Source organism: Streptomyces aurantiogriseus, assembly GCF_014649375.1.
GTDB lineage: Bacteria > Actinomycetota > Actinomycetes > Streptomycetales > Streptomycetaceae > Streptomyces > Streptomyces aurantiogriseus.
This window is the reverse complement of record NZ_BMSX01000008.1, coordinates 338,732-359,304: the sequence shown is the minus strand read 5'-3', so window position 1 is coordinate 359,304 and position 20,573 is coordinate 338,732. Positions and strand designations below refer to the sequence as shown.

The 20,573-nt window shown below is 71.7% G+C and carries 19 protein-coding genes and 1 pseudogene; 10 read left to right on the top strand and 10 right to left on the bottom strand.

Annotated elements, in window-relative coordinates:
- The first annotated feature begins 38 nt into the window (after positions 1–38).
- Positions 39–716 carry a macro domain-containing protein gene (locus IE263_RS19715; RefSeq protein WP_189938280.1) on the top strand — a complete coding sequence of 226 codons (678 nt, stop codon included), beginning with the start codon at positions 39–41 and terminating at the stop codon, positions 714–716.
- Positions 717–721: 5 nt separating this feature from the next.
- Here the strand turns inward: IE263_RS19715 and IE263_RS19710 are convergent, their stop codons facing one another.
- The 6 genes from IE263_RS19710 to IE263_RS19685 form a co-directional block, all read right to left on the bottom strand.
- Positions 722–1,186, bottom strand: a complete 465-nt coding sequence (locus IE263_RS19710; RefSeq protein WP_189938271.1) for an RrF2 family transcriptional regulator — start codon at positions 1,184–1,186, stop codon at positions 722–724.
- 53 nt (positions 1,187–1,239) lie between these two features.
- Positions 1,240–2,754 carry an arabinosylfuranosidase ArfA gene (gene arfA, locus IE263_RS19705; RefSeq protein ID WP_189938269.1) on the bottom strand — a complete coding sequence of 505 codons (1,515 nt, stop codon included), beginning with the start codon at positions 2,752–2,754 and terminating at the stop codon, positions 1,240–1,242.
- A 128-nt stretch (positions 2,755–2,882) separates the two neighbouring features.
- The gene (locus IE263_RS19700; RefSeq protein ID WP_189938267.1) at positions 2,883–3,851 is read right to left on the bottom strand and encodes an arabinan endo-1,5-alpha-L-arabinosidase; all 969 of its coding nucleotides are present in this window, start codon (positions 3,849–3,851) and stop codon (positions 2,883–2,885) included.
- A gap of 22 nt (positions 3,852–3,873) precedes the next feature.
- Complete coding sequence (locus IE263_RS19695) at positions 3,874–4,737, bottom strand: carbohydrate ABC transporter permease (protein ID WP_189938265.1); 864 nt, start codon at positions 4,735–4,737, stop codon at positions 3,874–3,876.
- Positions 4,734–5,672 (bottom strand): carbohydrate ABC transporter permease, encoded by a 939-nt coding sequence (locus tag IE263_RS19690; protein ID WP_189938263.1) that lies wholly within the window; start codon positions 5,670–5,672, stop codon positions 4,734–4,736. The genes IE263_RS19695 and IE263_RS19690 overlap by 4 nt, the downstream gene beginning before the upstream one ends.
- Positions 5,669–7,018, bottom strand: coding sequence for an extracellular solute-binding protein (locus IE263_RS19685; protein WP_189938261.1), 1,350 nt, complete (start codon positions 7,016–7,018; stop codon positions 5,669–5,671). The genes IE263_RS19690 and IE263_RS19685 overlap by 4 nt, the downstream gene beginning before the upstream one ends.
- 254 nt (positions 7,019–7,272) lie before the next feature.
- Here IE263_RS19685 and IE263_RS19680 point away from each other — a divergent pair, with 254 nt between their 5' ends.
- The 4 genes from IE263_RS19680 to IE263_RS19665 all read left to right on the top strand — a co-directional run bounded on the left by IE263_RS19680 (position 7,273) and on the right by IE263_RS19665 (position 11,659).
- Positions 7,273–7,881, top strand: coding sequence for a toxin-antitoxin system, toxin component family protein (locus IE263_RS19680; RefSeq protein ID WP_189938253.1), 609 nt, complete (start codon positions 7,273–7,275; stop codon positions 7,879–7,881).
- A gap of 173 nt (positions 7,882–8,054) precedes the next feature.
- Positions 8,055–9,281, top strand: a complete 1,227-nt coding sequence (locus tag IE263_RS19675) for an MAB_1171c family putative transporter (protein WP_189938341.1) — start codon at positions 8,055–8,057, stop codon at positions 9,279–9,281.
- Positions 9,274–10,707 (top strand): NAD(P)/FAD-dependent oxidoreductase, encoded by a 1,434-nt coding sequence (locus IE263_RS19670; protein WP_189938251.1) that lies wholly within the window; start codon positions 9,274–9,276, stop codon positions 10,705–10,707. The genes IE263_RS19675 and IE263_RS19670 overlap by 8 nt, the downstream gene beginning before the upstream one ends.
- Positions 10,708–10,825: 118 nt before the next feature.
- A complete protein-coding gene (locus IE263_RS19665; RefSeq protein ID WP_189938249.1) occupies positions 10,826–11,659 on the top strand; it encodes a hypothetical protein in 834 nt (277 codons plus the stop codon).
- Positions 11,660–11,737: 78 nt separating this feature from the next.
- Here IE263_RS19665 and IE263_RS19660 read toward each other — a convergent pair whose 3' ends face one another.
- Together IE263_RS19660 and IE263_RS19655 are read right to left on the bottom strand one after the other, a co-directional pair.
- Complete coding sequence (locus IE263_RS19660) at positions 11,738–12,595, bottom strand: SMP-30/gluconolactonase/LRE family protein (RefSeq protein WP_189938247.1); 858 nt, start codon at positions 12,593–12,595, stop codon at positions 11,738–11,740.
- Complete coding sequence (locus IE263_RS19655; protein WP_189938245.1) at positions 12,592–13,365, bottom strand: IclR family transcriptional regulator; 774 nt, start codon at positions 13,363–13,365, stop codon at positions 12,592–12,594. Before IE263_RS19655 ends, IE263_RS19660 begins: the two co-directional genes overlap by 4 nt.
- A 162-nt stretch (positions 13,366–13,527) precedes the next feature.
- On the opposite strand from IE263_RS19655, the gene IE263_RS19650 reads away from it, so the two are divergent.
- Positions 13,528–14,127, top strand: coding sequence for a hypothetical protein (locus IE263_RS19650; RefSeq protein ID WP_189938243.1), 600 nt, complete (start codon positions 13,528–13,530; stop codon positions 14,125–14,127).
- Between the two features lie 9 nt (positions 14,128–14,136).
- Here the strand turns inward: IE263_RS19650 and IE263_RS19645 are convergent, their stop codons facing one another.
- Positions 14,137–15,018 carry an ATP-grasp domain-containing protein gene (locus IE263_RS19645; protein WP_189938241.1) on the bottom strand — a complete coding sequence of 294 codons (882 nt, stop codon included), beginning with the start codon at positions 15,016–15,018 and terminating at the stop codon, positions 14,137–14,139.
- 87 nt (positions 15,019–15,105) lie between these two features.
- Between IE263_RS19645 and IE263_RS19640 the strand changes: the two are divergent.
- Positions 15,106–15,303: pseudogene (locus IE263_RS19640) on the top strand (MerR family DNA-binding transcriptional regulator); the annotation flags it as partial.
- A 41-nt stretch (positions 15,304–15,344) separates the two neighbouring features.
- Here the strand turns inward: IE263_RS19640 and IE263_RS19635 are convergent.
- On the bottom strand, positions 15,345–16,052 hold the full coding sequence (locus IE263_RS19635; RefSeq protein ID WP_189938239.1) for a FadR/GntR family transcriptional regulator: 708 nt from the start codon (positions 16,050–16,052) through the stop codon (positions 15,345–15,347).
- Between the two features lie 179 nt (positions 16,053–16,231).
- Between IE263_RS19635 and IE263_RS19630 the strand changes: the two genes are divergently transcribed.
- Genes IE263_RS19630 through IE263_RS19620 form a run of 3 tightly spaced genes read left to right on the top strand, consistent with a single transcriptional unit; the run spans position 16,232 to position 20,452 of the window.
- A complete protein-coding gene (locus tag IE263_RS19630) occupies positions 16,232–17,620 on the top strand; it encodes an SLC13 family permease (protein WP_189938237.1) in 1,389 nt (462 codons plus the stop codon).
- A gap of 58 nt (positions 17,621–17,678) precedes the next feature.
- Positions 17,679–19,124 carry an acyl-CoA synthetase gene (locus IE263_RS19625; RefSeq protein WP_189938235.1) on the top strand — a complete coding sequence of 482 codons (1,446 nt, stop codon included), beginning with the start codon at positions 17,679–17,681 and terminating at the stop codon, positions 19,122–19,124.
- Positions 19,121–20,452 (top strand): carboxyl transferase domain-containing protein, encoded by a 1,332-nt coding sequence (locus tag IE263_RS19620; protein ID WP_189938233.1) that lies wholly within the window; start codon positions 19,121–19,123, stop codon positions 20,450–20,452. Before IE263_RS19625 ends, IE263_RS19620 begins: the two co-directional genes overlap by 4 nt.
- The last annotated feature ends 121 nt before the right edge of the window (positions 20,453–20,573 follow it).

Here is a 20,573-nt window from a genome sequence, read left to right as displayed (position 1 = left end):
ATCGGTGGAAGGACCGCCTCGTGATGGGAGTGTGGAAGATGACCGTGAACCGCGTGCAGCCGCCGCTCAAAGTGGTGTTGACCGACATCAACACGAAGGTGGTGGAGGCATGGCGGGCGGCGTTCGCCGACACTCCCGAGATCGAGATCCGCAAGGGCTCGATCCTCGATGAGACGGTCGACGCCTGGGTCAGCCCGACCAACTCGCGGGGCCTGATGAACGGCGGGGTGGACGCGGTCATCAAGCGGCACCTCGGAGCGGGGATCCAGCTGCGCGTACAGCGGGCGATCCGCGACCGGTTCGAGGGACGGCTCCCGGTGGGCAGCGCGGTGTGCGTCCCGTCCGGGGCGACCAACCCGAAGTTCCTGATCTCGACGCCGACGATGGAACAGTCCTCGCAGAACGTGAGCGAGACCCTGAACGTGGCCCTGGCGTGCGCCGCCGCGTTCCAGGCGATCCACCAGCAGAACGCCGGGGCGCCCGGCAGCATCGGGTCGGTGGCGCTGGTCGGCATGGGCGCGCAGACCGGCCGGGTACCGGCACGCGTGTGCGCCAACCTGATGTGGACGGGCTACACGCTGTTCAACGACCACCGCTTCGAGGACTACGACGACCTGCGCAGCACCATCGTCGCGCAGCTCGACGACATAGAGAACGCGCCCACCGAGACGCGGGTGCGCATCGCACCGCCGAAGCGGTCGGCCTCCCGTCGCTGACCGACCTACGGGTTCTCCCAGGCCGCCGGTTCCGCCGCCAGCCGCCGTACGGGGTCGGGGAGGGCGTCCGCCGCGATGTCGGCGATCGTGACGCCCTCCAGGATCTTGCGGACGTTGGCGCGCAGGGCGATCCACAGGGGCAGCAACGGCTGGGCCGAGCCGGTGTACACCAGACCCGTCGGGCGTTCGCCCCGGACCGACACGATCGGGCCGTCCACCGCCCTGATGACGTCCGCGACCGTGATGCTCTCGGGGTCGCGGGCGAGCCTGTAGCCGCCGCCCCCGCCGCGCCGGCTGTCGACGATCCCGCCACGCCGCAGGTCGCCGAGGATCCCCTCCAGGAACTTGTGCGGAATGTCCTGCGCGGCGGAGATCGTCTCCGCCTTCACCGGAGCGCCGTCGTCGCCGTGGCGTACGGCGAGCTCCAGTACCGCCCGTACCGCGTAGTCCGCGCGTGCCGAGATCCTCATGGCGACCATTGTCCGGTGCGCCGCCGTGCGACGGCGCACCGGAGGGAACCCGGTCAGGCCAGCCGGATGACGTTCCAGGACAGCGGCTCCAGCGTCGCCGTCAGCGTCCCGTCGGTCACCGCCGTGCCCTCGGCCGTGTGCGGGGCGACCCGCTCGGGGTCGGCGAGGGTGTTGCGGGCGTCCGGGTCCGCGTCGGAGAGCACGCTGTGCTCGACGAGCCGTGAGACGCCGAGGCCGTTCAGGGCCACTTCCAGGGGGAGCGGCTCGGTCCGGCTCCGGTTCACGGCGAACACGGTGACCGTGCCGTCCTCCGCCCGTACGGCGGTGGCGTGCAGCAGATCCGCCTCGCCGTACTTCTTCGTCTCGTACGTCGGCGAGTCGACCCGGACGTCGAGGACCTCGCCCCGGCCGTACCGGGACGCCTGCGCGAACGGGAAGAACGTCGTCTGCCGCCAGGCCGGGCCGCCCGGCTCGGTCATGATCGGCGCGATGACGTTGACGAGCTGGGCGAGGCAGGCGACCGTCACGCGGTCGGCGTGCCGGAGCAGGGCGATGAGGAGGGAACCGAAGACGACCGCGTCCAGGACGCTGTAGTTGTCCTCCAGCAGACGGGGGGCCTCCGGCCAGTCGGTGGGGTCGCTGGTGCGGGCGTGCTCCTCCCACCTGGACAGGTACCAGACGTTCCACTCGTCGAAGGACAGGTTGATCTTCTTCTTCGACTTCAGCCGCGCGCCCACGTGGTCGCAGGTGGCGACCACGTTCTCGATGAAGGACTCCATGTCGACGGCGGAGGCGAGGAAGGAGTCCACGTCGCCGTCGTGCGGCTCGTAGTAGGCGTGCAGGGAGATGTAGTCGACCAGGTCGTAGGTCTCGGCCAGGACCTTCGCCTCCCATTCGGCGAACGTCGGCATCGACTGGCCCGAGCTGCCGCAGGCGACCAGTTCGACGTGCGGGTCGATCTGGCGCATCGCGCGGGCGGTCTCGGCGGCGATACGGCCGTATTCCTCGGCCGTTTTGTGGCCGGTCTGCCAGGGGCCGTCCATCTCGTTGCCCAGGCACCAGAGCCGGATGTCGAAGGGGTCCTTGTCGCCGTGCGCGATCCGCTGCTCCGAGAGTGCGGTGCCGGCGGGGTGGTTGGCGTACTCCTGGAGTTCCAGGGCCTCGGCCACGCCTCGTGTGCCCAGGTTGAGGGCCATCATCGGTTCGGCCTGGGGGCCGATCTTCTTCAGGAAGGCGATGTACTCGGAGAGGCCGAATCGGTTCGTCTCCGTGGAACGCCAGGCCAGGTCCAGGCGGCGGGGGCGGTCCTCGGCGGGGCCCACCGAGTCCTCCCACTTGTAGCCGGAGACGAAGTTGCCGCCGGGGTAGCGGAGGGCGGTGACGCCGAGTTCGCGGATCAGGTCGAGGACGTCGGTGCGGAGGCCTTCGGCGTCCGCGGTGGGGTGGTCGGGTTCGTAGATGCCGGTGTAGACGCAGCGGCCGAGGTGTTCGACGAAGGAGCCGAACAGGCGGGGGTTGACTGTGCCGACGGTGAAGGCGGGGTCGAGGGTGAAGCGGGCGGTGCTCATCTTTTCCTTTCGACGTTCAGTTCTGTCTGCGGGTGTGTGGGGGCTGGTCGCTCCCCCACTCTCGACGTCGCTTGAGCGGGAGGGATCCCCATCGCGGCGGAGCCGCGGATCGATACGGCCCCGCGCCCCTAGAAGACCACTGGCCAGCCGTTTCCCGTCCAGCTCAGCCTGTTGAGCCCCAGCTTGGGGGTGCCGTTGTCCTCCGCGTCGTAGTAGTGGTACGCCAGCCAGTCCCGGCCTCGGTCGCGGAAGACCGACTGGCCTCCCGTGCCGATGTACCTGCCGTGGCCCTCCAGCAACACGTCACCGCCGCCCTCCAGCAGCGGCTTCCCCGCGCTGTCCACGTACGGGCCCGTCACGCTCGTCGATCTGCCCACCCTGATCTTGTACGTCGAGTTCACGCCCGAGCAGCAGGCGTCGTACGACGCGAACAGGTAGTAGTGGCGGCCGTGCTTGACGATGTACGGGCCCTCCACCGCGTACGGCGCGTCCGGGCGGGTCGCGAGGTGGTGGACCGGGGCGTCGGTGACCGCCTTGCCCGTCCTCGGGTTCAGCTCGACCATGCGGATGCCCGTCCAGTACGAGCCGAAGGACATCCACAGCTTGCCGTCGGCCCTGGTGATCGCCGGATCGATGGCGTTCCAGGAGTCGGTGCGTTCGGAGGTGAAGACCTTGCCGTGGTCGGCCCAGGTGCCGGGGAGGCCGGTCCGGGAGGTGGCGACGCCGATCGCGGAGTGGTTGGAGCCCCAGGAGGAGACGGCGTAGTAGAGCCAGTAGCGGCCGTCGCGGTAGGAGATGTCGGGGGCCCAGGGGTCGCCGGTGTCGTTGTACTCGTACCACCAACTCGGCGGAGTGGCGAAGGCGTTGCCCGCGTCGTCCCAGTGCTTCCGGTCCTTCGAGGTGCGGGCGCCGATGATCCCGCCGGTCGAATAGGCCACGTAGTCACCCGACTTGAGGCGGATGACGGTCGGGTCGTGGATGATCTGCTGGCCGGTGACGGGCTGGGGGTCGGGGTAGGTGACGTCCGCCGTGGCCGTGCTCGGGAGCAGGGCGAGGAGGGCCGCGGCGACGATCGCCGCGAGTCCGATGCGCTTCAACTGTGTATCTCCTTTGGGGGAGTTACTGGCCCGCGAGGCCGGTGTGGGCGACACCCGCCACGATCTGGCGCTGGAAGAAGACGAAGACGATGATCAGCGGCAGGCCCGCCATGAGGCCGCCGGCCATGAGCTGGGCCCACTGGATGCCGTAGGAGTTCATGACGGTCGCGATGCCGTTCGGCATGGTCATCAGGTCGGGGTTGTTGGTCACCATGTACGGCCACAGGAAGTTGTTCCACGAGGCGATGAAGGTGAAGATGCCGACCGCGGCGAGGGAGGGGCGGGCGAGCGGGACGACGATGGTGAAGAAGACGCGCCAGCGGCCCGCGCCGTCGATGAACGCGGCCTCCTCCAGCTCGCGCGGGATGCCCTGGAAGAACTTGTAGAGGATGTAGACCATCGCGGCGGGTGCGCACTGCGGCAGGATCATGCCCCAGTAGGTGTCGACCATCCCCATCTGCTGGACCGTGGTGAACAGGGGGACGCCGAGGACCGCCGGGGAGATCATCAGGCCCGCCATGACGACGCCCATGAGGACGCCCTTGCCGCGGAACTCGGTGCGGGCGAAGCCGTATCCGGCGAGGGCGCTGACGAGCAGCACCACGGACGTCACGCACACCGAGACGACGAGCGAGTTGACGAACCAGTTGGTGATGTTGCCGGTCTCGAAGAGGGCCGTCCACGCCTGGCCCGTCCAGTCCTTCGGCAGCCAGTGCGGCGGCACCTCGACGGCCTCGGTCTCCGACTTGAGCGAGGTGAACAGGCCCCAGGCGAAGGGCGCGAGGAAGACGACGGAGACGGCCGTGCCGAGGAGGGTGAGGATGATCTGGCTGGGTGTCCAGGACGACCTGCGGGGCTTGACGCGTACCTCTGCGGCGGTGGTCATCGGGCTCCCTCCTCACGGTTGCGCAGCAGCCACATCCGGGCGAGGGCGACGGCCGCGATGATCACGAAGAAGATGATGGAGATCGCGGAGGCGTAGCCCACGCGGTAGCTGGTGAAGCCCTCTTCGAGGGTGTACTGGACGAAGGTGCGGGTCGCGTTCTCGGGGCCGGGGCTGAAGTCCATCATCACGACGGCCTGGTCGAAGATCTGGAGCGAGGCGAGGATCTGCAGGGCGATGACGAGCCCGGTGATGTTGCGCAGCATCGGCAGGGTGATGTGGACCATGCGGTGCCAGGCGTTGGCGCCGTCCAGCTTGGCGGCCTCGTAGAGGTGGTCGGGGATGCCCTGGAGCGCGGCGAGGTACAGCAGGAAGCTGAAGCCGACGGTCCACCACAGGGTCGTGATGACGATGGCGAGCATGGCGTACGACTTGTCGGTCAGCCAGGGCGTCTCGATGCCGAAGACGTGGTTGATCATGCCCGTGCCGGGGTTGAACAGCCACTGCCACAGGTTGCCCGCGACGGTGGAGGGCAGCAGGAAGGGGGCGAAGAAGCACAGCCGCCACAGCCACTTGCCGCGCTCGATGTGGTGGGCGAGCATCGCGAGGAGGAAGGCGAGCACGGTGATGCAGGGCACCACCAGGAGCGTGAAGTAGGCGCTGTGGCCGAGCGCGTCCCACATCAGGGGGTCCTGGAGGGCCTCGCGGTAGTTGTCGAGGCCGACGAAGTTCGCGCTGTCGCCCGAGATGTTGGCGTCCGTGAAGCTGAGGTAGACGCCGCGCAGCAGCGGCCAGATCACGAAGAGCACGAACAGGACGAGGAACGGGGCGACGAACCAGCCGCCGTGCTGGAAGCCCTGCTTGCGGCGGACGGTGGCGCTCTGCGCGGCGCTCTTCGTCCGCGCCGCTGCGAAGAGGGTCTCCGTACTGGTCGTCATGCGCCCGCACCTCCCTGCGCGGCGGTCCTGCCGTCCATGGGGTTCTTCATGGCGAGCAGCTGGGTGAGCGCGCCCTTCATCCGCCGGGCGACGGCCTCCGGCTTGGCGGAGCCCATCGTCGAGGAGACGACGACGGGGCCGATGCGCTGGGCGAGGATGCCGGTCGAGCCCGCGAACCACACCTTCGGCTCGGTGGCCTGGTGGTCCATGGCCGACACGTACTCGCTCTGCGGGTTCAGCTCCTTGTACGCGGCCGTGGACAGGGTGGGCGAGTACGCGGGGATGTGGCCGCCGGCCGCCCACTGCTGCGCGTGCTGGACGACGTAGGCGGCGAGTTGATGGGCGGCCTCGTTGGTGGCGCCGCCGCGGTCGGACTGGTGCGGCAGGACGAAGGCGTGCGACTCGGCGTGGGTGGCCTGCTTGCCGAAGACGGGGGGCAGCGGGGTCGCGCCGTAGTCGAGCTTCGCTCCGGAGAAGACCGGCACGGACCAGTTGCCCTCCCAGGTGAAGGGCGCGCCGTTGATGAACTGTTCGGAGTTGGCGGCACCCGGGATGGTGTAGCCGTCGGTGATGTGCCGTCGCAGGAACTCCAGGACCTGGACGGCCTTGTCGGTGTCGAAGGTGACCTCGGTGTTGGCGTCGTCGAACCAGGTTCCGCCGAGCTGGGTGTAGAAGGCGACGAAGAACCACCACTGGAAGTTCTGGTCGTTGGCCCACAGGCCGAGGGTCTGCAGGCCCTTCTTGGTGGCCTTCTTGGCCTCCTTGAGCAAGTCGAACCACTCGTCGGTCGACCTCACGGGCACGATCCGGCCGTCGTCGCCGAGCAGCCCCGCCTTCTTCAGCACGTCCTTGCGGTAGAAGCAGAGCTGGACGTGGATGTCGAGCGGGAGGGCGTAGAGCTTGCCGTCGATGACGGCGCGCTTCCACAGCGCGGGGTTGAAGTCCGCTTCCCGTACGCCGTACTTGGCGAGCAGGTCGACGTCCCAGGGGTCCAGGAGGCGGCCGGGCGAGAAGCCGGTGACCCGGCCCATGTGCATGACGCCGAGGTCGGGTGCGCGGTTGCCCGCGGCAGCCATGGCGAGCTTGGTGTAGAAGGGGTTGCCCCACTGGAGGGTCGAGTCCTTCACGTCGATGCCGGGGTTGGCCTTACGGAAGGCGTCCAGCATCGCGATCATGTTGTAGCCGTCGCCGCCGCTGAAGAGGTTCCAGTACCGCACCCGGGTGTGCGCGTCGGAGGCCAGTGCGTCGGCGCCGGTGCCCAGGGCGGCGAAGCCGAAGCTTCCGGCGACGGCCAGTCCGCCTGCGGCGGCGAGCAATTGCCTGCGGTTCAGGCCAGGTTGTCCCATACCTTGCCCCTGTCGTTCGGCATGTCGAATAACGCTCGTAACTTCGAACGGGACCGTAAGTTCGATGCGCGCGCACGTCAATGGTTCTGACAGGACTTCTGATAGCGCTTTCTATCGCCGCTCGCTCGAACCTGCCCCCTCGTGTCCGCCGACGCCCGATGTTGGTGCACCTGTGAACGACTTCGGGTGACGAGGACACTTCCGGCCGACTAGGCTCGAACAGGCTGCCGCACGGCGGCGAGAAGGGGGACCGGATGGACATCGCGGGCGCGCGCGGTAAGGCGGCCCGGATCACCTCGGCGCTGCGACGCGCGCGGACCGGCCCGGCCATGCGCGAGCTGGCCGGCGATCTCTCCGCCGCGCTGCGGACACGGCCCACTCCCCCGGCCGGTGTGCGGGAGGTGTCCCGGGCACTGTGCGAGGAGATGGCCGCGCGGCGCGGCGGGCGGCCCGTGGAGCTGCGCTTCGAGCGGTTCCCCGACGAGTTCGACGTGACCGGACTGTGGGTGGAGTTCCAGGACTTCGACCTGGTCATCGTCGAGGAGCGCGCCGAGGACGTCCAGCAACTGGTCATCCTGGGCCATGAGTTGTGGCATCTGCACGCGGGGCACCGGCATCACCACCACGGCGTCGGCACGGCTGCCGCGCACGCGTTGGCCGGGCGTCCCGGCTGGGACGACATCGCCCTGACCGTCGCCGCCCGCGACGGCTCCCGCAAGGACGACGAGGCCGAGGCCGACGCCTTCGGGCACCGGCTCGCGGCGGCCTTCCGGCCGTACCTGTCCGGGCGGGGCGGACACGCCTCCCCCGACCCGGTCCAGCGGACCCTCGGCTACCGCGGGCGCAGGGGTACGGCGCGGTGACGAACGGGCTTGTGGGGACGGGAAGCAGCGGGTTCTGGGCGGTCACCGGCAACGGGTTCGCGGCGCCGGGAGGGAACGGGTTCGGGGCGGCCGCCGGCAACGGGTGGGCGGCGGGGAGCCACGGGTTCGCGGCGACGGAGAACTGGCCCGCGGCGAGCAGCCTCCTCAGCGGGATGTACGTCTCCTACTGGCTGCCGACCGTGGTGCTGACCGCCGCCCTGGCGATCAAACTGCCCAGCATCCTCAAGCTGTGGCGGGACCCGCTGCTGCGCGCCGTCGGCGGACTGCTGGTGTTCGCCTGCGCGGTGTTCGTCTTCGCGGCGCCCAGGACCATCGCCTGGACCAACCGGGTCACCGGCGTACCGAACATCGCCGCGCCCTGGGTGTACTCCCTGCTGACCGCGCTCTCCGCGTCCTGGCTGCTGCTGATCATCGCCTGGCGCAACGGCGGCACCGAGCGCTCGGCGCAGACCCGGCGCGCGACCCGGTGGGTGGTCTCCGTCTACGCGGCCGTGGTCGTCGCGCTGTGGGTGCTGTTCGCGCTGGCCGACGTGCCGTTGGAACAGATCCAGGACTACGACACGTACTACGCCGGTACGCCGTTCGCCCGCGAGGGGATCCTGCTCTACCTGCTCGCGCACACGGTGGCCTGCTCCGTCACGGCCCGGCTCATCTGGAACTGGATCCGTACCGACGGCCTCGACGCCTGGCTGCGCTGGGGGCTGCGGTTCCTCGGAGTCGGGTACGCGACGAACCTGCTGTTCAGCGCGGCCAAGCTCACGGCCGTCGTCGCCCGGTGGACCGGGTACGACCTGGACTGGCTGAACACCAACCTGGCGCCGTCGGCCGCCTGCATCGCCGCCACGTTCGTCGCGATCGGCTTCATCGTCCCGCACGCCGGCCAGTACCTGCAGGAGCGGTGGCTGGTCCGCCGCCGGCACCGGAGCCTGAGGCCTCTCGCCCGGCTGATGCGGAACGTCACCGGCAGCCGCGAGCCCCTCGCCCTGCGCGCCACCCCCGAGATGCGTCTGATCCGCCGCGAGACCTTCATCCGCGACGCGCTGCTCCAGCTCTCCCGTCACCTCGACGAGGACCTGCGCGGACGGGCGTACGACGCGGCGCTCGCGCTCGGACACGACCGCGGGCGGGCGCAGGCCCTCGCGGCCGCCGTGACCATCCTGGACGCCGTCGCCACCGGGCGGCGGGCCGCGGAAGCCGAGGGCGCCGGCGGTGCCGCGTCCGGCGTCCCGGCCGGCCCGGACGCGCCGGCCGAGCCGGACACCACCTACCTGCTGCGGGAGATCCAGGCCGTCTCCGAGGTCCTTCGCCGCCCCGACGACATCACCGCGGTACGCGCCCGCGCGGCCGCCCCGGCAGAGAGCGTGTCCACGCATGACTGAGCCCTCCAACCCCGCCAGAACCGCCGTCGTCCTGGGGGGATCCCATACGGGCATGCTCGCGGCGCGTGCCCTGGCCGAGTTCGTCGACCGGGTCGTCGTCGTGGAGCGCGACGAACTGCCCGACGGGGCCGAGCCCCGCAAGGGGCTGCCGCAGGCGCGCCACGCCCACATGCTGTGGTCGGGCGGGGTGCGGGCCGTGGAGGAGCTGCTGCCGGACATCACCGAGGCGCTGCGGGACGCCGGGGCGCGTCGGGCGCCGGTCACGACGGACATGGTCGTGATGGCGTCCCAGGGCTGGTTCCGGCGCTGGGCCGAATCCCACCATGTGGTCCTGGCCGGACGGGACCTGTTGGACGCGACGGTCCGCACGGAGGTCCTCGCGGACGGGCGGGTCGAACTGCTCGACGGCACGGAGGTGCTGGGACTGGAGGGGACGGCAGGGACCGTCACGGGCGTACGGGTTCGGACGCAGGCAGGGGCAGCGCAAGGTGAGGGCGGTGACGGGGGCCGGGAGCGGGTGCTTGCGGCGGGGCTGGTCGTCGACGCGACCGGTCGTGGCTCCGGCGCGTCCCGGTGGCTGACGGCGCTCGGGCTGCCCGAGGTGGAACGGCGCGAGGTGGACTCCGGGCTGGCGTACGCCACGCGGCTCTTCCTCGCCCCCGAGGCGGCCCGGGACGGCTTCCCGGTGGTCAACGTGCAGGCCGATCCGCCGGGTACGGGGCGTCCGGGACGGTCAGGCTTCCTGCTCCCCATCGAGGACGGCCGCTGGATCGTCACCCTGTGCGGCACACGCGGCGGCGAACCGCCCACGGAGGCCGAGGAGTTCGCGCGGTTCGCACGAGGGCTGCGCCACCCCCTGATCGGCGAACTGATCGAGCGCGCGGAGCCGTTGACGGACATCTCCTTCACCCGTACGACCGTCAACCGCCGCCACTTCTACGAGCGGATGGCGGCCTGGCCCGAGAACTTCGCCGTCCTCGGCGACGCGCTGGCCGCGTTCAACCCCGTCTACGGCCACGGCATGTCGGTCGCGGCCCAGTCCGCGGTGGCCCTCCGGGAGGCCGTACGGCGTCACGGCTGGGGCACGCCCGGACTGTCCCGCCGGGTCCAGCGGGCGGTGGCCCGGCCGGTGAACGCGGCGTGGGACCTGGCGATCGGACAGGACGTGTTCTATCCCGGCGCGACGGAGAACGGGCCCACCCTGCGGGATCGGCTGCTGGCCGCGTACGTGGACCGGCTGATGCACACGGCCACCGGGAACGGCAGGATCGCCCGGCGAGTGACGGACGTGACGTCCCTGGAGCGGGGTCCGGAGGTGCTGCTGTCCCCGTCGGTGCTGCTCGCGGCGGCGGTGGGCCCGCTGAAGCCGGCACTGAGCGGACCACCGTTGACCGCGGAGGAGCGGAAGGCGGCGGGGTTGGTGTGAGGCGGCCCGTCGGGAGCACGGATCTGATGAGCGCGGATGTCATGAGTACGGATGTCAGCAGCACGGACGCCAGGAGCACGCATGTCAGGAGCACGAATGTCAGGGATAGCCTGACAAGATGACCAATGCCGCAGACGCCTCCTCGACGCCGACCGCGCCCGAGCTCCACAGGCTGTCTCCCCGCGACGAGTCCCGCGTCGCTCTGGCCCTCACGCTCCGTCAACTGGCCGACGCCGTCCTCGACGCGGTGCCGGTGGAGCCGGACCCCGCGCCCGGGGACCTGCTCCGCACCGCTCTGCGGCTGCAGCGCCGTATGGACGACGTCATACGTGAGGCGGTGGTCGCCGAGCGAGAACGCGGTACCTCGTGGCACGAGATCGGTGAGGCGGCCGGCATGACCCGGCAGTCCGCCCACGAGAAGTGGTACGGCGACGTCCACGCCTGGGCGGCCATCGGGCGCAGCGCCCTGCCGCCGCATCTGAAGACGCTCGAGGTGGCGGCCGAGGCGGATGCCCGGTACGCCAGGCTGCGCCCCGACCGACCGCACGCCGTCACCTCGGGCCTGGACGCGGTCCGCTTCCCCGGCTCTCACGCGTACGAGGCCAGTCTGCGTAGCCGCGGGTCGGCTCTGCACACCCGCCGTACGGAGCTGGACGCGCGGGCCACGAGGCTCAACGAGGAGTACAGCGCCCTGCATGCCCAGGGCCCCGCGGCCTCGCCGGTCGGCGGCGACCCCCTGGTGATCGACGCCTACCGGGGACACGCGGACGCGGTGCGCGCCAACCGGCTCGCGATCGCGGCGGTGCACGCCGAGATCGCCACCATCTACGACCAGCTCGTCACGGCCGAGCCCTCCCTGGCGGAGGAGCACCGCACCATGTCCGACTGGCACCGCAACGCCTCCGACCAGGCCCGCAGCTACGCCGACCTCTTGAACGGCAGCCAGAACTAGGGGGTGTCGTTCGGATCACCCGGGTCCGCGGTGATCCCCATCCCCACCCGCATCCCCATCCCCTGGCAGCGACCCCGGTCAGCCCGCGAACGCCGGTTGGGGCAGTCCCTTCCCCGCGCCCGGTACCACCAGCAGCGAGCCCGCCACCGGGTGGGGGGCTTCCAGGCCTACGCGGGCTGTCGTGATGTACAGGTCGGTGAGGTCGGGGCCGCCGAAGGCGCAGGCCGTCACGCGGGGGGTCGGGAGCTGGACGACCCGGTCGAGTTCGCCGGCCGGCGTGTAACGCCGTACCGCTCCTCCGTCCCACAGGGCGACCCAGACGCAGCCGTCCGCGTCCACCGTCAGGCCGTCGGGGAAACCCGCGCCCTCCTCGATCTCGACGAAGGGGCGGCGGTTGGTGGCCTGGCCGGAGGTGTGGTCGAAGACGTCGACGCGGCGGGTCGGGGTATCGATGTAGTACATGAGGCGGCCGTCCGGGCTCCAGCCCGTGCCGTTGCTCACGGTCACGTCGTCGAGGACCACATCGACCGAGCCGTCCCCGGTGAGCCGGGAGAGGGTGCCGCCGCCGGGGGCCTCGTCGTAGCGCATGGTGCCGGCCCAGAGGGAGCCGTCGGGGGCGACGGCGGCGTCGTTGGCGCGGCGGCCGGGGACGGGCTCGTGGTGGAGCCAGCGGAAGCCGCCGTCCACGTCCAGGAGACCCACCCCGTCGCGCAGGTTGAGGACCAGGCCGCCCCCGACCCGGGGCTTGGCGGCGCCGACGTGCTGGTCGGTGACCCGGACCGTGCGGTTGCCGGTGGAGGGGTCGTAGGAGTTGAGGCGGGCGCCCAGGATGTCGAGCCAGAGCAGGCGGCCGGTCGCCGGGTCCCAGGTCGGGCCCTCACCGAGGGTGGCCTCGGCGCGGACGGCCACCTCGTACGTCGTCGTGTAGGTCGTCATGCCACGCTCCGGTAGCCCAGCAGCTCGGACAGTTCGGCGGCGCCCTTGGCGGCGAGCTGCTCCAGTTCGGCGCGGCGGTCGTCGCTCCAGCGGATCATGGGGACCGAGATGGACAGGGCGGCCACGACCTGGCCGGTGCGGTCGCGGACCGGGGCCGCCACGCAGCTGACGTCGGGGTTCGACTCACGGCTCTCCACCGCGATGCCCCGCTCCCGGATCGCCGCGAGGGCCTCGCGCAGGGCGGCCGGCTCGGTGATGCTGTTCGGGGTCATGCGGATGAGGTCGGCGTCGTCGGGGATGCGGGCGGTCAGCTCGGACTCGGGCAGGGAGGCCAGCAGCATCTTGCCGACGGAGGTGCAGTGCGCCGGGAGTCGGCGCCCCGCGGCCGAGACCATGCGGACCGCGTGCGTGGAGTCGACCTTGGCGATGTAGATGACGTCCGTACCCTCGAGAATGGCCACGTGGACCGTCTCGTCACAGGTCTCGGCGACGGAACGGGCCACCTGCTGGCCCTCGGCCGCCAGGTCGAGCTGCTCGGCGTACCGGCTGCCGAGCTGGTACGGACGCACCCCGAGGCGGTAGCGTCCGGGCTGTCCGGGCACGGCGACGATGTACGACCGGGCGGCGAGCGTGGTCACCAGCTCGTGCACGGTGGTGCGTGGCAGCTGGAGCCTGCGCACGATGTCGGGGGCGGAGAGCGTCCCGTCCCCGTCGAGGAAGAGCTCGAGAATATCGAGAGCTCGGGTCACGGCAGGTACGAGTCGTCCCACGGCCGGCCCCCTCCCTTGGTTCGTCTCAGTGCCTGTGTTCGAGATTTCAACAGGCGATCGGCATGACGAACACAGGCTAGCCACACTGCAATGTCCCGGCAATGGTCGTGACGTGCACAGAACACCCACACTTCGGGCTTCGGACCCCACCGGTGGGCGACGATGGTGCGCATGCCGTCCGAGAAGCGCCCCGCCCGCCCGTTCACGTCCCTCGACTTCCAGCTGGTGCTGCTGCGGCGCATGGCCGATCACAATCCGGAGCTGGTGGAGGGCGTCCGGCGGGAGCTGGGCGCCTCCCTCGCCGACATGCGGGAGGCCAACAAGCGGTGGCAGGCGATGGTCCGCTCGCCGCGGGCGCGCGGGGCCGCCTCGCGCTACCGCTCAGTCCTGGGCCCGCCGGAGTCCCAGTCCGCCCGCCGGATCGGCGATCTCGACTGCGAGGCCTGGCTCTGGCCGCTGCCCCTCTGGCCCGACCTCCGCTTCGAGGTGCTCCTCGCCCCGAACGGCGCCGTCTGGAACGAATGGCTGGTCCGCGCACCGGGCGCCGAGGCGCCACCCCTGCGGACCCTCGACGACCTCACCCCTTGGTCCTGCACGGTCGACGAGGCCGCCCGCGCCTTCGCCCCCGCCCGACCCCTGGAGGGCACGGCCCCCACCCGCTGGGGTCTCGCCTTCACGGCGCCGGACGGGCAGGGGGTGCGGCGGGAGGTGGTCGCCGAGTTCACGTGGGGGCTGTTGCAGCGGACGGCGGTCAAGGAGTAGCGGCGGCGGTCAGGAGGCGGCGGCCGCCAGGATCGCTTCCGCCACCCGTGCCACCGACCCCGGATGCAGGAACAGGAAGAGGTTCGGCTCGACCAGTTCCAGTTCCATCACCCGCGGCTCGCCGTCGTCGCCGTCCACGAGGTCGACACGGGCGTACAGCAGGTCGGGTGCGTCCGGTACGGCGGCCAACGCCCTTTCGGCGACGGCGAGTTCGGCCGGAGTGGGGGTCCAGGGCTCCAGGCCCGGGTGGGCGACCTTGTCCGCGTCGAAGGCGGTGTCCGGGGCCAGGACGGCCCGCTTGCGGCTGGCGTGCAGCAGCCGCCCCCCGAAGAACTGCAGGGCCCGCTCTCCGCCGGTGTCTATGGCCTTCACATACGGCTGGACCATCGCCGTCAGCCCCTCGTCGTGCATGCGTGCGAGATGGCATACGGCGGTCTCGTGCTGCTCGGGGGTATAGCGGGCGGCGTAACGGGCGCCCGCGCCGGAGGTGGGCTTGATGACGTACTCGTGGTCGGTCGGAAGGGCGGCGGAGTCGCCCGAGTCACCCGGGGCCAGGTAGCGGGTGGGGACGGTGGGCACTCCGGCGGCGGCCAGGTCTCCGAGGTAGCGCTTGTCGGCGTTCCAGCGCACCACCTCGGCCGGGTTCGCCAGCCGTGTGGCCGTGCCGCACTTGTGCGCCCACGCCGTGAACTCGGCCGCCCGCCAGCTGTAGTCCCAGGTCGAACGGATGACGGCGAGGTCGTAGGAGGCCCAGTCGACGCCGGCGTCGTCCCAGAACACGGCCTCCGCCTCGGCCCCGGCCTCCTCCAGCGCCCGCACCAGTACGGGCAGGTCGTCGTCCTTGCTGGGCTCCGGCCGGGGGTCGTAGGTGACGAGGGCTATGCGGGGCACGGCGGGACTCCTTCTCGTACGGCTCGTGTCCCGGCAGGCTAACGGCCGGCGCCACAACCGCGGCAACCCGTTTGACCTTCACCTTCGGTGAAGCCCCAGCATCGGTGGCGGGAAACGGAAGAGGAACGGAAGGGGCGGCATGCACGGGGACCTGTCATGGAGTGGCTGACGATCGGCGCCTTCGCGAAGGCGTGCCGGCTGTCACCGAAGGCCCTGCGGCTCTACGACGAGCTGGAGCTGCTGCGCCCCGCACGGGTCGACCCGGACACCGGGTACCGCTACTACACCGGCAGGCCGGGCCGGGGCGGCCCCGGGACCCATGTCCCCTACCGCTCCTCGTCCGGCTCCCAGTCCAGCAGCCGTACCTTCGCCACCGTACGCACATGACGGCGCATCGCCGCGGCCGCCTGTCCGGGCCGGCCCGCGGCGATGGCGTCGAGGATGGCCTGGTGCTGGGAGAGGGAGCGGGTGGGGCGGCCGGGCTGGCGGAGGGACTCGGTGCGGCTCTCGGCGATCTGATCGGCGATGGAGCGCATGAACTCCGCGAGCAGGCTGCTGTGCGCGGCCGCCGTGACCGCCGCGTGGAACAGGCGGTCGCCCTCGATCCCGGGCGCGCCCTCCTCGATCTCCGCCGCCATGTGGGCGAGCGCGGACCGCATCGCCGCCAGGTCCTCCTCCGTGCGGCGCTCGGCGGCCAGTTCGGCGAGTTTCGTCTCCAGCGCCTCGCGGGCCTCCAGGACGTCGGGGAGGCGTCGGCGGCGTTCGACCATCTTCTCGACGGGTTCGACGTCCAAGCTGTCGCGGACCAGGTAGGTGCCGCCGCCGTGCCGCGCCTCCACCAGGCCCTGGACCTCCAGCACCACGATCGCCTGCTTGACCGAGGCCCGGCTGACGCCCAGCCGCTGGGCCAGGTCGCGTTCCGGCGGGAGGCGGTCGCCCGCCCGGAGGCCGCCCTCGGTGACGTACTGGCGCAGCCGGTCGAGCACCTGCTCGTAGAGGCGCTGTTTCGTCATGGGGCGCAGTGCGTCGGTCACGGGGTCCCCCTCTCGTCGGGAGCGTAACACCGGGCGGCTCGATGGCTGAGTGGCTGAGCCAATTCCTGCGTGACCCCTTGACGTCCCGTCCGGCCGGGCCCACGCTGGCGAGCCAGCAGCCCCAGCACCGAAATGGCTCAGCCACTCAGCCACTCCGGGACCCAGAGACGGGAGCCCGCATGTCCCCCGAACTCATCTCGATCCTCGTCCTCGTCGTGGTGTTCGTCGTCGCCACCACGCGTTCCGTCAACATGGGCGCGCTGGCCTTCGCCGCCGCCTTCGCGGTCGGCGAACTCGTCGCCGACCTCGACGCGGACGGCATCTTCGCCGGCTTCCCCGGTGATCTGTTCGTCGTCCTGGTCGGCGTCACGTACCTCTTCGCGATCGCCCGCGCCAACGGCACCACCGACTGGCTGGTGCACGCCGCCGTCCGGCTCGTCCGGGGGCGGGTGGCGCTGATCCCCTGGGTGATGTTCGCCCTCACCGGAGCGCTCACCGCGATCGGCGCGGTCAGTCCGGCCGCCGTCGCGATCGTCGCGCCGATCGCCCTGAGCTTCGCCACCCGGTACAGCATCAGCCCGCTGCTGATGGGCGCGATGGTGGTGCACGGCGCCCAGGCGGGCGGCTTCTCGCCGATCAGCATCTACGGCACGATCGTCAACGGCATCGTCGAGCGCGAGAAGCTCCCCGGCAACGAGATCGCCCTCTTCCTCGCCTCCCTGTTCGCCAACCTCGTCATCGCGGGTGTGGTGTTCGTGCTCTTCGGAGGGCTGAAGCTGTGGGCACGGGGGGCCGTGGCGCCGGACGGGGAGCCTGGAGGGGCAGGGGGCGCAGGCGACTCGGACGGCAGGGGGAAGGGGAGCCCGGTCGGCGGCGACACCGGTACGGGCACCGCCCCCGCGGCCTCCGCCGGAACCGCGGTCGCCGGAACCGCCCTCGTCACCCGTCCCGACGCCCCCGACACCACCCGCCTCACCCCGGCCCGGATCGCCACTCTCACCGCACTCGTCGCCCTCGTCGTCGCCGTGCTCGTCTTCGATCTCGACGCGGGTCTGACCGCGATCACCCTCGCCGTCGTGCTGAGCACCGCCTGGCCGGAGGACAGCCGCAGGGCGGTCGGCCAGATCGCCTGGTCGACGGTCCTGCTGATCTGCGGTGTCCTGACGTACGTCGGTGTCCTGGACGAGATGGGCACGATCACCTGGGCCGGCGAGGGCGTCAGCGACATCGGCGTGCCGCTGCTGGCCGCCGTCCTGCTCTGCTACATCGGCGCGATCGTGTCCGCGTTCGCCTCGTCCGTCGGCATCATGGGCGCCCTGATCCCGCTGGCCGTGCCGTTCCTCGCGCAGGGCGAGATCGGGGCGGTCGGCATGGTGGCGGCGCTGGCGGTGTCGGCGACGGTGGTGGACGTGAGCCCGTTCTCGACGAACGGCGCGCTGGTGCTGGCCGCGGCACCGGACGTGGACCGCGAGCGTTTCTTCCGGCAGTTGATGATCTACGGGGGGATCGTGGTGGCGGTGGTGCCCGCGGTGGTGTGGCTGGTGATGGTCGTACCCGGCTGGGGGTAGACCGGCAGACGGCAGCAGGCAGCAGGCAGCAGCGACAGTCAGTTAAGGAGTTCCACGCGTGTCCTCACTCTTCCCGGCCCTGACGGGCGGCCCGGCGGGGCGAACCGCCCTCCGGTTCGGTGACCGGTCCCTGACGTACGCGGAGCTCGCCGCCGCGGCGGGCTCCCTGGCGGGGCGGCTTCCGGCCGGCGGCGGCCGGGTCGCCGTCTGGGCGACGCCCACCCTGGAGACCGCGGTGGCCGTCGTGGCGGCCCTGCAGGCCGGGGTGCCGGTGGTGCCCCTCAACCCGAAGTCCGGGGAGAAGGAGCTCGGGCACATCCTGTCCGACAGCGCGCCCGCGGTGGTGCTGACCGAGGCGGGCGTCGAACTCCCGCCTCCGCTGGGCGCCTTGGCCCGCGTCGACGTCGACGTGCACGGCACCGGACGGCTCCCCGACGACCACGCCTCGGACGAGGACCCCGCCCTGATCGTCTACACCTCCGGCACCACCGGCCCGCCCAAGGGCGCGGTCATCCCCCGCCGGGCGATCGCCTCCACCCTGGACGCGCTCGCCGACGCCTGGCAGTGGACGCAGGACGACGTGCTCGTGCACGGGCTGCCGCTGTTCCATGTGCACGGGCTGGTGCTGGGCGTCCTCGGCCCGCTCCGCCGCGGCGGAACCGTACGGCACCTGGGCCGCTTCAGCACCGAGGGCGTGGCGCGGGAGCTGAGCGAGGGCGCGACCATGCTCTTCGGCGTGCCGACGATGTACCACCGGATCGCGCAGACGCTCCCCGGCGACCCCGGGCTCGCCAAGGCGCTCGGCCGGGCCCGGCTGCTCGTCTCCGGTTCCGCCGCGCTGCCCGTGCACGACCACGAGCGGATCACGGCCGCGACCGGGCAGCGGGTGATCGAGCGGTACGGCATGACGGAAACGCTGATGAACACCAGCGTGCGGGCGGACGGGGAACCCAGGGCCGGGACGGTGGGCGTGCCGCTGCCGGGCGTGGAGCTGCGGCTGGTGGAGGAGGACGGGGCGCCGATCACCTCGTACGACGGGGAGACCGTGGGCGAGATCCAGGTGCGCGGGCCGAACCTGTTCACCGAGTACCTCAACCGGCCCGACGCGACCGCGGCCGCCTTCACCGCCGACGGCTGGTTCCGGACCGGGGACATGGCGGTGCGCGAGCCGGACGGGTACGTCCGGATCGTGGGGCGGAAGGCAACCGATCTGATCAAGAGCGGCGGGTACAAGATCGGGGCCGGGGAGATCGAGAACGCGCTGCTGGAGCACCCGGGGGTGCGGGAGGCCGCCGTCACCGGGGAGCCGGACGCGGACCTCGGGGAGCGGATCGTGGCGTGGGTGGTTCCTGCGGATCCTCAAGGGCCGCCGTCCGAGAGCGAGTTGGCCGAGCATGTGGCCCGGCGGCTCGCCCCGCACAAACGGCCCCGGGTCGTGCGGTATCTGGACTCCCTGCCCCGCAACGACATGGGGAAGATCATGAAGCGGGCGCTGCCCTCGTGAGCGGCCCCACGCGTCTCGGCGCCCGGGAGGCCGTCGCCCTCGTCGCCGACTCCTTCACCGAACTCCCCTACGGCGACCAGGAGCCGGCGCCCGACGGCCCCCTCGCCTGGCCGGGGTACGACGTCTCGCGCGCCCGCGCCGCCGAGCGCACCGGCGAGAGCGAGTCCGTCGTCTGCGGCACCGCGAGCGTCGAGGGCACCCGGGCCGTGCTGATCGCGTTCGAGTTCGGCTTCCTGGGCGGCTCGCTGGGCCAACGCACCGGCGACCGCCTGGAGGCGGCGTACACGTACGCCCGTGAACACCGGCTGCCCGTCGTCCCGTTGGTCGCCACCGGGGGCAGCCGGATGCAGGAGGGCATGCTCGCCCTCACCCAACTCCAGCGTGTGGCACGTCAGTCGGCGCTCACCCGGGAGGCCGGGCTGCCGCAGATCGCCGTGCTGCGGGATCCGACGACCGGCGGCGGCTGGGCCACCCTGGGCGCGGGCGCCGACGTGGTCCTCGCACTGCCCGGTGCCCAGGTCGGCTTCGCGGGGTCGCGGGTGCGGCCGCCGGACGCCGACCCGGCCGCCTACACGGCTCAGGCGCAGGTCGCGGCGGGGTCGGCGGACGCGGTCGTGGCGCCGGAGCGGTTGCGGGAGACGCTGGGGCGGTGGCTGCGGCTGCTGACCCACCCGTCGGGTGAGCCGGCGCCGGTGCCACGGGCCCTCGGCGCGGCGGACCCGCCGGACTCCGGCTGGGACGCCGTCCAGCGCGCCCGCTCACCTCAACGCCCTCGTGCCGGTCACTACCTGGACGCCTACTTCACCCACCGTCTCGCGATCAGCGGCGACCGCTGCGGCGGCACCGATCCGGACGGCATGCTCTGCGGCTTCGGCGAGCACGAGGGCCGTACGGTCGCGTACGCGGCGCAGACGGGAGCCGCGACCCGGCCCGCCGGGTACCGCACGGCCACCCGGCTGATCCGGCTCGCGGACCGGCTCGGGATACCGGTGCTGACCCTGGTGGACACCCCGGGCGCGGCCAACGACGCCGAGGCGGAACGGCAGGGCGCGGGCGCGGCGATCGCCGAGCTGTTCGGCGCGGTGGCCACCGCCCGTACGCCGGTCACCACGCTGGTGATCGGCGAGGGCGGCTCCGGGGGCGCGCTGGCGCTGGCCGCGCCCGGGCGGACCTGGGCCACCCCGGACAGCTACTTCTCCGTCATAGCGCCGGAGTTGGCCGCGGCCATCCTCAAGCGGCCCCCGGAGGAGGTGGAGGCGACGGCGAACCAGCTCCGGATCCGGCCGCAGGACCTGGCGGAGCTGGGCCTGATCCGGACAGACGGCTGACGAGGTGGCCGGTTTCCGTCCGTCCCGGGCTCCCGCGGCGGCCGGAACAGGACAATCTCAAGTACCGTCCGTAACAATGGCCGTGCACAGAGCCGCAGGACGACGGACGACGGGTACTACG

Excerpts from the sequence above, each read along its gene's own strand:
- IE263_RS19715 (WP_189938280.1), top strand. The coding sequence starts at position 39 with ATGACCGTGAACCGCGTGCAGCCGCCGCTCAAAGTGGTGTTGACCGAC.
- IE263_RS19685 (WP_189938261.1), bottom strand. The coding sequence starts at position 7,018 with ATGGGACAACCTGGCCTGAACCGCAGGCAATTGCTCGCCGCCGCAGGC.
- IE263_RS19675 (WP_189938341.1), top strand. The coding sequence starts at position 8,055 with ATGTACGTCTCCTACTGGCTGCCGACCGTGGTGCTGACCGCCGCCCTG.
- IE263_RS19630 (WP_189938237.1), top strand. The coding sequence starts at position 16,232 with ATGTCCCCCGAACTCATCTCGATCCTCGTCCTCGTCGTGGTGTTCGTC.
- IE263_RS19670 (WP_189938251.1), top strand. The coding sequence starts at position 9,274 with ATGACTGAGCCCTCCAACCCCGCCAGAACCGCCGTCGTCCTGGGGGGA.
- IE263_RS19680 (WP_189938253.1), top strand. The coding sequence starts at position 7,273 with ATGGACATCGCGGGCGCGCGCGGTAAGGCGGCCCGGATCACCTCGGCG.
- IE263_RS19710 (WP_189938271.1), bottom strand. The coding sequence starts at position 1,186 with ATGAGGATCTCGGCACGCGCGGACTACGCGGTACGGGCGGTACTGGAG.
- IE263_RS19660 (WP_189938247.1), bottom strand. The coding sequence starts at position 12,595 with ATGACGACCTACACGACGACGTACGAGGTGGCCGTCCGCGCCGAGGCC.
- IE263_RS19695 (WP_189938265.1), bottom strand. The coding sequence starts at position 4,737 with ATGACCACCGCCGCAGAGGTACGCGTCAAGCCCCGCAGGTCGTCCTGG.
- arfA (WP_189938269.1), bottom strand. The coding sequence starts at position 2,754 with ATGAGCACCGCCCGCTTCACCCTCGACCCCGCCTTCACCGTCGGCACA.
- IE263_RS19665 (WP_189938249.1), top strand. The coding sequence starts at position 10,826 with ATGACCAATGCCGCAGACGCCTCCTCGACGCCGACCGCGCCCGAGCTC.
- IE263_RS19690 (WP_189938263.1), bottom strand. The coding sequence starts at position 5,672 with ATGACGACCAGTACGGAGACCCTCTTCGCAGCGGCGCGGACGAAGAGC.
- IE263_RS19650 (WP_189938243.1), top strand. The coding sequence starts at position 13,528 with ATGGTGCGCATGCCGTCCGAGAAGCGCCCCGCCCGCCCGTTCACGTCC.